This is a genomic window from Pseudomonas sp. SDO5591_S426, from assembly GCF_054070755.1.
On sequence record NZ_JBSVXD010000041.1, the window covers coordinates 25,521 to 36,275 of the forward strand.

Consider the following 10,755-nt stretch of genomic DNA (forward strand, 5'->3'; position numbering starts at 1 on the left):
CTGCACATTTTAAGGAATAAACCATGCTGCAACTGATCCTCGGCGGCGCTCGCTCCGGCAAAAGTCGCCTGGCCGAAAAACTTGCGACTGACAGTCAATTGTCGGTGACCTACATCGCCACCAGCCAGCCGCTGGACGGCGAAATGAACGATCGGGTCGCCCATCACCGCGCCCGTCGCCCCGCCGAATGGGCGCTGATCGAAGAACCGCTCGAACTCGCCCGCGTCCTGCGTGAAAACGCCCGCGCCGATCATTGCCTGTTGGTGGATTGCCTGACCCTGTGGCTGACCAATCTGCTGATGCTCGACGATGCCGAACGCCTGAGCGCCGAGCGCGATGCTTTGCTGGAGTGCCTGGCGTCGCTGCCGGGTGAAATCATTTTTGTCAGCAACGAAACCGGAATGGGTGTCGTGCCGCTGGGCGAATTGACTCGCCGCTATGTCGATGAAGCCGGTTGGCTGCATCAAGCCCTGGCCGAGCGCTGTCAGCGAGTCGTCCTGACCGTCGCCGGCCTGCCCCTGACTCTGAAAGGAACTGCGTTATGACTCAATCCTGGTGGCTGAACCCGTGCCAACCGATCGATGCCCAAGCGGTCGAGCAGGCGCAGGCCCGGCAACAGCAATTGACCAAACCGGCCGGGTCGCTCGGCCAACTCGAATCGGTGGCGGTGCAACTGGCCGGGTTGCAAGGGCAGGTCAAGCCCAGCCTGGAACAGCTGTGGATTGCGATTTTTGCCGGTGACCATGGTGTGGTCGCCGAAGGGGTTTCGGCATTTCCCCAGGAAGTCACCGGGCAAATGCTGCACAACTTCGTCAACGGCGGCGCGGCGATCAGCGTGCTGGCGCGGCAGTTGGGAGCGTCCCTCGAAGTGGTCGACCTCGGCACAGTCACCCTGTCCCTGAATCTGCCGGGAGTGCGTCACTTGAACGTTGGTCCGGGCACGGCGAATTTTGTGCAAGGCCCGGCGATGACTGTGGCTCAAGGTGAGCGTGCGTTGCAGGCCGGTCGCGACAGCGTGCTGCGGGCGAAAGCGGCGGGTGCGAAATTGTTCATCGGCGGCGAGATGGGTATCGGCAACACCACGGCAGCCAGTGCGTTGGCCTGCGCCTTGCTCGATTGCCCGGTGGCGCATTTGACTGGGCCGGGCACTGGTTTGAATGTGGCGGGTGTCAGCCACAAAGCCGAGGTGATCGAGCGAGCATTGGCCTTGCACGGCGCTCAGCGTGGTGATGCGCTGCAAACATTGTTCAATCTCGGCGGCTTCGAAATTGCGGCATTGGTCGGCGCGTATCTGGCCTGTGCCCAGGAAGGCGTCGCGGTGCTGGTAGACGGTTTCATCTGCAGCGTCGCGGCGGTGGTGGCGGTGCGCCTCAATCCTGAATGCCGGCAATGGCTGTTGTTCGGTCATCGTGGTGCCGAGCCGGGGCATCGGCATGTTCTGGAAACCTTGAACGCCGAACCATTGCTCGACCTCGGTTTGCGTCTGGGCGAGGGCAGTGGTGCGGCATTGGCGGTGCCGTTGCTGCGTCTGGCCTGCGACCTGCACGGGCAGATGGCGACGTTCGCCGAAGCGGCAGTTGCGGATCGTCCGGCATGACCTTGCGTCTGGACCTGCTGCGTCACGGTGAAACCGAGCTCGGCGGCGGCTTACGCGGCAGTCTTGATGATGCACTGACCGACAAGGGCTGGCAGCAGATGCGCGCGGCGGTGATTGAGCAGGGGCCTTGGGATCGCTTGGTCAGTTCACCGTTGCAACGATGCGCGCGGTTCGCCGAGGAACTCGGTGCCCGGTTGGCTGTGCCGGTGCAATTGGAGAAAGACCTGCAAGAGCTGCACTTCGGAGCCTGGGAAGGGCAGAGTGCCGCCGAATTGATGAAAACCGACGCCGAAGCCTTGGGCCTGTTCTGGGCTGATCCTTATTCATTTACGCCGCCTGAAGGTGAGCCGGTTACGGACTTTTCACTGCGGGTGTTATCGGCTGTGGCGCGATTGCGCGCGGCATACGCCGGCGAACGCGTGTTGCTGATCAGCCATGGCGGCGTCATGCGCTTGTTGCTGGCCCAGGCACGAGGCCTGCCTCGCGAGCAGTTGCTCAACGTCGAGGTCGGCCATGGTGCGCTGTTCTCGCTGGCGGTCACGTCAGATGGTTCGATAAGGGAAGTGCGCTGATCATGTTGCCGTTCTGGATCGCCCTGCAATTTCTGAGCAGTCTGCCGATTCGTCTGCCGGGCATGCCGGCGCCGCAGGAGCTGGGGCGGTCGTTGCTGTTTTATCCGCTGGTGGGATTGTTGTTCGGCGGGATTTTGTGGGCGTCTAACTGGCTGTTGGCGGGCACACCGCTGTTGCTGCATGCCGCATTGTTGCTGACGGTTTGGGTGTTGCTCAGCGGCGCACTGCATCTGGACGGACTGGCCGACAGCGCCGATGCATGGCTCGGCGGTTTCGGCGATCGCGAACTCACGCTGACGATCATGAAAGATCCGCGCAGCGGCCCGATCGCGGTGGTCACGCTGGCGCTGGTGTTGCTGCTCAAATTCGCCGCACTGGTTGCGCTGATCGAGCAACAGCATGCGCTGGTCCTGATCATCGTGCCCTTGATCGGTCGCAGTGCGTTGCTGGGATTGTTCCTGACCACGCCTTATGTGCGCGCGGGCGGTTTGGGTCAGGCACTGGCCGATCATCTTCCGCGTTTAGCGGGCAAGCAGGTGCTGGCGGTCAGTGCCTTGGTTTGTGTGTTGATTGCAGGCGTCAGCGGTGTTCTGGCGCTGGTGTTGGCGGCGGGGGTGTTTGTCTGGCTGCGGCAGGTGATGCTGCGGCGCCTGGGCGGAACAACGGGTGACACCGCCGGTGCATTGCTGGAATTGCTGGAAGTTGCGGTGCTGGTGGGCTTGGCGATTTTCTGAACTTCCCACATCATGTAACTTGATTTAACACAACCGCGGGTATATACACGCACCATGCTCGACTCCCAATGTTTATGCATCAACCTGCGTCGCGCCGCCCGTGGCGTCAGCAGGCATTACGACGGCGCTCTCGATGGCTTCGGGATCAACGTTGCGCAGTATTCTTTGCTGTGCAATCTGCAGCGTCTGGATCAGCCGAGCATTTCCACCCTGGCCGAGGCCATGGGCCTGGATCGCAGCACGCTCGGGCGCAATCTGCGGGTGCTGGAGGGCGAAGGGTTGGTGACGCTGATCGAAGGCGAGGACATGCGCAATCGCATCGTGAAGCTGACCGACGCCGGCGCTGAACGGTTGAAGGCGGCATTGCCGGCCTGGGAGGCGGCGCAACAGCGATTGATCGATCGCTTGGGCGCCGAAAAGCGCGAAACATTATTGAAGTTGCTGGACGAATTGGCTTGATGCCGGTTTGTTCGATCTTAAGCGGGTATATACCCGCGCCCGGAGAACAAGAATGACATCGATGTGGCGTACGTGCGGTTGGGTTTTGTTGGGGAGTGCGCTGATTCTTGCGTTGTCTCTGGGAGTTCGCCACGGCTTCGGGCTGTTTCTGGCGCCGATGAGCGCCGAATTCGGCTGGGGGCGCGAGGTGTTCGCGTTCGCCATCGCCCTGCAAAACCTGATCTGGGGCCTGGCCCAGCCGTTTACCGGCGCGTTGGCCGACCGCTTCGGCGCGGCGAAAGTGGTGCTTGTCGGTGGCGTCCTGTACGCCTTGGGCCTGGTGTTCATGGGCCTGTCCGACTCGGCGGTGACCTTGTCCTTGAGCGCCGGTCTGTTGATCGGTATCGGCCTGTCCGGCACCTCATTCTCAGTGATCCTCGGCGTGGTTGGCCGGGCTGTCCCACCGGAGAAACGCAGCATGGGCATGGGCATTGCCAGCGCCGCCGGTTCGTTCGGCCAATTCGCCATGTTGCCCGGCACGCTGGGGTTGATCGGCTGGCTCGGCTGGTCTGCGGCGCTGCTGGTGCTGGGCCTGTTGGTGGCGCTGATCGTGCCGCTGGTGGGCATGCTCAAGGACAAGCCATTGCCTGTCCTCGGTCATGAGCAAACCCTTTCCGAAGCACTGCGTGAAGCCTGTTCCCACTCGGGGTTCTGGCTGTTGGCGTTCGGCTTTTTTGTCTGCGGTTTCCAGGTGGTGTTTATCGGCGTGCACCTGCCGGCGTACCTGGTGGATCAACATCTGCCGGCGACGGTCGGCACGACGGTGCTGGCGCTGATCGGTTTGTTCAACATTTTCGGCACTTACACCGCCGGTTGGCTGGGCGGGCGCATGTCCAAGCCGCGTTTGCTGACCGGCTTGTATCTGCTGCGGGCGGTGGTAATCGGGCTGTTCCTGTGGGCGCCGGTGACCACGACCACCGCGTACCTGTTCGGCATGGCCATGGGTTTCCTGTGGTTGTCGACGGTGCCTTTGACCAACGGCACGGTGGCGACCTTGTTCGGCGTGCGAAATCTGTCCATGCTCGGAGGGATCGTGTTCCTGTTTCACCAGCTCGGTTCGTTCCTGGGCGGCTGGTTGGGTGGGGTGGTGTATGACCGGACCGGGAGCTATGACTTGATCTGGCAGGTAGCGATTCTCTTGAGCCTGATGGCCGCTGCGCTGAACTGGCCGGTGCGGGAACGGCCGGTGGCACGTCTGCAAAGCCAAATGAGTCCGACATGAACAGTCTCTGGCCGCGTATCACGATCCTGGCTGTTTGTGCCTTGCTGTTGGCCCTCGCGTGGTGGGGCTGGCATCAGGGCGGGCTGGCCCTGATGCAGTTGGGCATGGGGGCCTGCTAAAGTAAGTTCCGATCCTGACGATTCCTCACAAGGAAGCACCGATATGCTGATGCGCTGGCTAGCAGTTCCCGCGTTACTGGTGGCGTTTACCGGATTGGCTCAAGCGGCGGATTGCCCGGCGCTGCTGCAAGGTTCTTTGCCCAAGTTGCGCGCCAATGAATCCATCGATTTGTGCAAGAGCTTTGCCGGCAAGCCGTTGGTGGTGGTCAATACCGCCAGCTTCTGTGGCTTTGCCCCTCAGTTCAAAAGCCTTGAAGCGTTGAATCAGCGTTACAAGGCGCAGGGGCTCGAGGTGATTGGCGTGCCGTCCAATGACTTCAAGCAGGAGTCCAAGGACGGTGCCGAGACCGCCAAGGTTTGCTATGTGAACTACGGCGTGACGTTCACCATGACCGAGCCGCAAAAAGTCCGCGGCGACGATGCGACGAATCTGTTCAAGGTCCTCGCCAAGCAGTCAAAAAATGCGCCGAAGTGGAATTTCTACAAGTACGTGGTCGACCGTCAGGGCAAGGTGATTGCCAGTTTCTCCAGCCTGACCAAGCCTGATGATCCTGATTTCATCGCTGCCGTCGAGAAAGCCCTGGCTTCGCCGCCGCTCGCCTCGGTGCCCTGATCGATGCCCACGAAAAAGCCCCGCCTCTGTAAAAGAGAGCGGGGCTTTTTTGATTCAGGTGGCGAGTGGTTCAGGCTCGCCGTGAATCATCAGAAGCGGTAGGTCGCACCGATACCGAAACCGTTCGCCCAGTTTTCATACTTGGCGCTGTAGCTCTGGTTGCGGGGAGCACCGTTGCTGTTGTTGACCTTGACCGACTCTTCACGCAGGTACGAGTACGCCACGTCGATGGTCAGGTCGTCGGTCGGGCTCCAGCCGGCGCCCAGGCTGAAAATCTTGCGATCGCCAGTCGGGATGCGCGGGGAGCGGTTTTCGTTGTTGGTTGGCGCCTGGTCAACGGACAGACCGGTACGCAGTACCCACTGCTTGTTCAGCTGATACGAAGCGCCAATGGCGTGAGCCCAGGTGTCGTGCCAGTTCTGTTCTTCGGTGATGGTGCCGAAGCCGCGTGCAGCCAGAGCGGCGGGAACGCCTTCGTTTTCAACAGAGATTTCTTTCAGGCGGCTCCAGCGAGTCCAGGTGCTGCCTGCGTAGAGGGTCCACTGGTCATCCAGCTGATGGGTAACCGAGAAATCAACCGACTCAGGCGTGGTGATGTCCAGCGAGGCATCGAACTTCTGGTTCGGGTTCTGACCCAGTGCACCCAGCAAGCCGTAGTTGACCTTGGTATCACCGTCGAGCTTGTACTTCACTTTCGAGTGGTAGGTCAGGCCGACACGAGTGCTGTCGGTGGCTTGAACCAGGATACCGATGTTGTAGCCCAGAGCAGTGTCGTCACCCTTGATCTTGACTTCACCGTCCGATGCCAGCGGGTTCAGGGATACGTTCGATTCGAGCTTGCCGTCGATACGGTTAATGGTCGGACCGAAGCCGATCGACACCTTGTCGTTGAAGGCATAGCTGACAGTTGGCTGCAGGGTGATGATCTTGACTTCGCTCTTGCTGCCGAAGTAACGGCCGGCAAAGCCGTTTTCATAGTCTGTTACCAGACCGAACGGTGCGTATACGCCGAAACCGACCGCCCACTGGTCATCGAGTGGCTTGACGTAATATCCCATCGGCACGCCCATGAAAGGGACCATGTCACCTTTATTGGTGCCGCCGTTCGGACGAGAGCTGGCATCGCTGATGTCGGTGTGTGCGTCGATGAATGCAACACCGCCGGTTACTTGTTCGCGTTTGAGGCGAGACATGCCGGCAGGGTTGCCAACAATGGTGGATGCGTCGTCGGCAGAAGAAGATCGCCCGGCAAAACCAGTACCCATCCCGCTGATGCTTTGTTCGTTCAGGGCAAAGCCACTTGCAAAGATCTGGGTGGATGCCATGGCAACGGCGAGGCTAATGGTGGTTTTGAGCATTACTTTTTTCATTATTAGAACTCCTGGTGATCACCGGGGCGAAAATTACCAACATTTTCGTCCCAGCGCCATAGGCTGTATGGCTTGATTTAGAGCGGTTTTGTAGGACAATCCAACCAGATTCGCGGCGTGTTGCGCGATCTTTGGATCCAGGATTGATCAGCAGGCAACCTGATTCAGTGGTGAAACACAAGTTTGCCAGGCGTAGGTGAAGTCTCTCAGGCGTCCTTGGGGCTGGAAGGTCTGGCGCCAGATTCGGGCCATGCCCAGCAGGTCGTCTGCTTCGGGGAGCGGGGTGTTTTGTTCTTCGACCAGCAACCAGGCGATGGCTGTGGCGTAACGCAGGTTAACGGTCAATTCCAGATGCGGGCCACTGAGAAAAGCATGTTGGCTGGCCAGGCCGCGAACCAGGCTGGCGCGCTCGGGGTCGAGTGCCAGGTAATGGTCCCAGAGCGCTTGGTGGCGGGGTTCGGCGATACGGTACAGGCCGTGTCCACGGCGGTCATGCAGGGCGGAACCAAGGGCTGACTGACTGGCGGCGATGCCCAGCAGCAGGGATTCGGCAGTTGCGCTATGACGTCCCAGATAGATCAACGTCGGACGGATCACATAACGGCACAGTTCGCTGGCAGCGATACCCATAAAACCCTCGAAACCATCAAATAGGGGCGATGCCTGATGGGCTTTGGCAGCGGTGGATCGACTCAGGCTCGCCGGAAGCGGAACAAGCCGCTTGAGTTGAAGTGTAGTGTCATATTCGCTACGTAAAGGCCTGTTTTTAAAATATTTCCGGCTTCCAGTTATAACCGTTATATCGGTTGGTGCTTAGCCATGGCGCACGCAATGTGAAATGTCGGGCAACAAAAAGCCCCGCTTTTTGAGCGGGGCTTTTGATGTTTCAGCCTTGCTGGCGTCTCAGGCAACCAGTGCCTGACGAGTACGTTCGATCACAGCCTGCAGCGGTTCGGCGCTGGAGTATTGATCGGGGTACAGGCGTTCGCTGTGACGGGCGATGCCGTGTTCGTTGACCAGGGTGAAGCTGAAGCAGCCTTTGCGAGCGGCCATGATCAGGCAGTTCATTGGTGCAAAAGCGTTGGTTAGGGTGCGGATGGCATCCTGTGCATGGATTTGAGTAGTCATTAATGGTGTTCCTGCAAGCGACACGGATAAGAACCGTGCAAAATTAAAACGTTCCAGTAACGACGACCACCATTGGTCGAACGAAGAACCCGACTGGAACAAAGCAGCCAGTTTGAAGCGCTATGATTTTTGCGCGCTTGGGCCGGCAGGTAGGTACTTAGGAGGGCAGGCAACACATCGAGGGCAAAGGTTCTGGGCCCGGGGTGAAGATCCTGATCAATTTGCAGGTTGGTTCGGTCAGAGTAAGTGAGCCTGGCAACACCCTTTGTTTTCGATTCAAAGGCTGTGTTGGTGCAAGATTTACCTGGAAACCATCGAGGTGGTCGATCCCGCTTGTTCGGTGGAAGGCTTCCTGTTGGAAGGCTGACCGGGGGGATTTGTTCGACCAGAATTGACTTTCAGCTTGGTACTAACGCCGCGGATACTAACGGATTGAACTGGCGAAGGGAAGTGTGTTAGCCAAAAAGATTGGAGTCTCTAGGTTTTCGCGCCTGCGAAAGGTCTGTCATCGATGGCCGTGAACCCCGGCAATGTCCTGAAACAGCTCAGAATCCGACCGATGGTCATCACCGCTCAGCGGGTAGTAAGCAGCCTGGATCACGTGTTTGCCAGGGTTTATCCCCAGGCAAAGAGACAAAGTGCGCCGAAAACGCGCATCGATATAACCGCTGTGAAGGTACTTGTGCACATTAGTTGCGCAGTCTGTCACACCGCTGTCATCTAGCGTTCAAGCGTAGTGGGTGCCTGTAACCAAAATTTAAGTCAATGAAAAACATCGCTTTTTTTAACTGGTGAAAAAATCGTCAGTTTGACTGCAGGCCCCATTCCACAGGGCTTTGAGCGAGTTCAGGGGCGGTTGTCCACTGAGTTATCCACAGCTTCTGTGGATTGTCCCGAGCGCTTGCTCTAGCACGGGCGTGCCGGGATTTTTTCGGCTTTACCTGTAAGAAAAAAAGAGTAGAGTGGCGCGCCTTCCGATCTGCCCACAGTGCTTTATGAAGTTTCGTACACCTTCCGATTCCTCTTCCTCCAAAACCTCCACTGTTGCCCCGCCCAAGCGTTTTTCGATGCGGGTGGCAGAGTGGTTGCTGGACAGCCCGCGCCTGGGCGAAAACCCCAACGTCAAACACATCGCCGGACGATTGCTCAAGCAACCGGCCCGTGAAGGGATCGTGGCGGCGCAAAGTCGTCTCGGCCAGTTGATGTGCCGCGAATGCGGGAATGCCCGCGATCGCCGGATCGGCCACGATCTTTTGCGTCAGGCCGCACGGGCAGGGGATCTGCGCGCGCAACAGGAACTGGGCCTGATCGAAGACTGAGCTGTCCAAGACCTGACGCCTTGGTTAACCTTCAAGCATTATTTCAATGGCAGGAATGGCTATGGCTATGGACTTGACCAGCGCTTTGCTCGGTCTGGCGGGCGCTGCTCTGCCGTTACTGGTATTGGCCTGGCAGCTCCAGCGCCGGGCGGGCACCGCACAGGCCGAGGCGGCGCTGCTGGAAGAGCGCCTCGCTACGGCGCATCTGGCGCAGGATGGCTTGAACGCGCAACTTGAAGCGAGTCGCGATGAGATTGCTGATCTGGGTCAGGCCAATGCCGCCAAACAGGCGGACCTCGCCGCCGTACGCCGTGAAGTCGAACTGCTGCAAATCGAGCGTGACGATGCGCGCGATGCCGCTCACGCCTGGAATATCGAACGTGCCGGCAAAGAAGCTGAATTGCGCCGTCTGGACGCGCAGGCCGCTTCGCTCAACGCCGAGCTGCGTGAGCAGCAGGAAAGCCATCAGCAACGCCTCAACGACTTGCAGGGCTCGCGAGACGAGCTGCGTGCGCAGTTTGCCGAGCTGGCGGGGAAAATCTTCGATGAGCGTGAGCAGCGTTTCGCCGAAACCAGTCAGCAACGCCTGGGGCAGTTGCTCGATCCGTTGAAGGAACGCATCCAGTCTTTTGAAAAACGCGTCGAGGAAAGCTATCAGGCCGAAGCGCGTGAGCGCTTTTCCTTGGCCAAGGAGCTGGAGCGCCTGCAACAGTTGAATCTGCGCCTGAGCGACGAGGCCACCAACCTGACCCGTGCCTTGAAGGGGCAGAAGACCCAGGGCAACTGGGGCGAGCTGATTCTGGAGCGGGTGCTTGAGCACGCCGGGCTGGAGAAGGGCCGCGAGTACCAGACCCAGGTCAATCTCAAAGGCCCGGACGGCGAGCGGTTTCAGCCGGACGTGATCATCTATCTGCCCGGCGATAAGCAAGTGGTGGTCGACTCCAAGGTTAGCCTGACGGCCTATCAGCAATACGTGGCGGCAGAGGACGAAGGCATCGGCCAGATCGCCATCAAGCAACACGTGCTGTCCCTGCGCAATCACGTCAAAGGCTTGGCCGGCAAGGATTACAAGCGACTGGACGGCTTGCACAGTCTCGATTTCGTTCTGTTGTTCGTGCCGATTGAAGCAGCATTTTCCGCTGCATTGCAGGCCGAGCCGACGCTGTTCCAGGAAGCGTTCGACCGCAACATCGTGATTGTCAGCCCGACCACTTTGCTGGCGACCCTGCGTGTGATCGACAGCCTGTGGAAGCAGGAGCGGCAAAGCCAGAACGCCCGGGAAATCGCCGAACGCGCCGGGTGGCTGTACGACAAGTTCGTATTGTTCATTCAGGATCTGGACGAGGTCGGCAATCGCTTGCAGCAACTGGATAAAGCCTACAGCTCGGCGCGCAACAAACTGACAGAGGGCCGCGGCAATCTGGTCAGCCGCAGCGAACAGCTCAAGTTGCTGGGGGCACGGGCGAGCAAAAGCCTGCCGGCGGATTTGCTGGAGCGGGCGATGACTGATGTCGATGGGTTGGTCGAGTTGCCGGAATAAAGATCAAAAGATCGCAGCCTTCGGCAGCTCCTACGGGAATACT

13 protein-coding genes are annotated in these 10,755 nt (G+C 59.3%); 10 read left to right on the top strand and 3 right to left on the bottom strand.

Annotation, left to right across the window (positions count from 1 at the left end):
* Positions 1–23 precede the first annotated feature (23 nt).
* The 8 genes from cobU to ACW9JC_RS11395 are packed head-to-tail and all read left to right on the top strand — an operon-like array spanning position 24 to position 5,355.
* The gene (cobU, locus tag ACW9JC_RS11360; RefSeq protein WP_338582292.1) at positions 24–545 is read left to right on the top strand and encodes a bifunctional adenosylcobinamide kinase/adenosylcobinamide-phosphate guanylyltransferase; all 522 of its coding nucleotides are present in this window, start codon (positions 24–26) and stop codon (positions 543–545) included.
* The gene (gene cobT / locus ACW9JC_RS11365; protein ID WP_457455050.1) at positions 542–1,597 is read left to right on the top strand and encodes a nicotinate-nucleotide--dimethylbenzimidazole phosphoribosyltransferase; all 1,056 of its coding nucleotides are present in this window, start codon (positions 542–544) and stop codon (positions 1,595–1,597) included. Before cobU ends, cobT begins: the two co-directional genes overlap by 4 nt.
* Complete coding sequence (cobC, locus tag ACW9JC_RS11370) at positions 1,594–2,169, top strand: alpha-ribazole phosphatase family protein (RefSeq protein ID WP_457455051.1); 576 nt, start codon at positions 1,594–1,596, stop codon at positions 2,167–2,169. Before cobT ends, cobC begins: the two co-directional genes overlap by 4 nt.
* 2 nt (positions 2,170–2,171) lie before the next feature.
* Complete coding sequence (locus ACW9JC_RS11375) at positions 2,172–2,903, top strand: adenosylcobinamide-GDP ribazoletransferase (protein WP_457455052.1); 732 nt, start codon at positions 2,172–2,174, stop codon at positions 2,901–2,903.
* Positions 2,904–2,957: 54 nt separating this feature from the next.
* Complete coding sequence (locus ACW9JC_RS11380) at positions 2,958–3,362, top strand: MarR family winged helix-turn-helix transcriptional regulator (protein ID WP_338582288.1); 405 nt, start codon at positions 2,958–2,960, stop codon at positions 3,360–3,362.
* A 52-nt stretch (positions 3,363–3,414) separates the two neighbouring features.
* The gene (locus tag ACW9JC_RS11385) at positions 3,415–4,623 is read left to right on the top strand and encodes an MFS transporter (RefSeq protein WP_457455053.1); all 1,209 of its coding nucleotides are present in this window, start codon (positions 3,415–3,417) and stop codon (positions 4,621–4,623) included.
* Entirely contained in the window at positions 4,620–4,742 is a 123-nt protein-coding gene (locus ACW9JC_RS11390; RefSeq protein WP_338582286.1) for a hypothetical protein, read from the top strand. The genes ACW9JC_RS11385 and ACW9JC_RS11390 overlap by 4 nt, the downstream gene beginning before the upstream one ends.
* 43 nt (positions 4,743–4,785) lie before the next feature.
* Positions 4,786–5,355, top strand: a complete 570-nt coding sequence (locus tag ACW9JC_RS11395) for a glutathione peroxidase (protein WP_457455054.1) — start codon at positions 4,786–4,788, stop codon at positions 5,353–5,355.
* A gap of 89 nt (positions 5,356–5,444) precedes the next feature.
* On the opposite strand, the gene ACW9JC_RS11400 is transcribed toward ACW9JC_RS11395, so the two are convergent.
* The 3 genes from ACW9JC_RS11400 to ACW9JC_RS11410 all read right to left on the bottom strand — a co-directional run bounded on the left by ACW9JC_RS11400 (position 5,445) and on the right by ACW9JC_RS11410 (position 7,853).
* Positions 5,445–6,725, bottom strand: a complete 1,281-nt coding sequence (locus ACW9JC_RS11400) for an OmpP1/FadL family transporter (protein ID WP_338582284.1) — start codon at positions 6,723–6,725, stop codon at positions 5,445–5,447.
* Positions 6,726–6,872: 147 nt separating this feature from the next.
* Entirely contained in the window at positions 6,873–7,355 is a 483-nt protein-coding gene (locus tag ACW9JC_RS11405; RefSeq protein ID WP_008033583.1) for a hypothetical protein, read from the bottom strand.
* Between the two features lie 273 nt (positions 7,356–7,628).
* Positions 7,629–7,853, bottom strand: coding sequence for a hypothetical protein (locus tag ACW9JC_RS11410; protein WP_130908481.1), 225 nt, complete (start codon positions 7,851–7,853; stop codon positions 7,629–7,631).
* Between the two features lie 995 nt (positions 7,854–8,848).
* On the opposite strand from ACW9JC_RS11410, the gene ACW9JC_RS11415 reads away from it, so the two are divergent.
* Both ACW9JC_RS11415 and rmuC read left to right on the top strand, forming a co-directional pair.
* Positions 8,849–9,172 (top strand): SEL1-like repeat protein, encoded by a 324-nt coding sequence (locus ACW9JC_RS11415; protein ID WP_338582283.1) that lies wholly within the window; start codon positions 8,849–8,851, stop codon positions 9,170–9,172.
* A gap of 175 nt (positions 9,173–9,347) precedes the next feature.
* Positions 9,348–10,712 carry a DNA recombination protein RmuC gene (gene rmuC, locus ACW9JC_RS11420; RefSeq protein ID WP_457455055.1) on the top strand — a complete coding sequence of 455 codons (1,365 nt, stop codon included), beginning with the start codon at positions 9,348–9,350 and terminating at the stop codon, positions 10,710–10,712.
* Positions 10,713–10,755 lie beyond the last annotated feature (43 nt).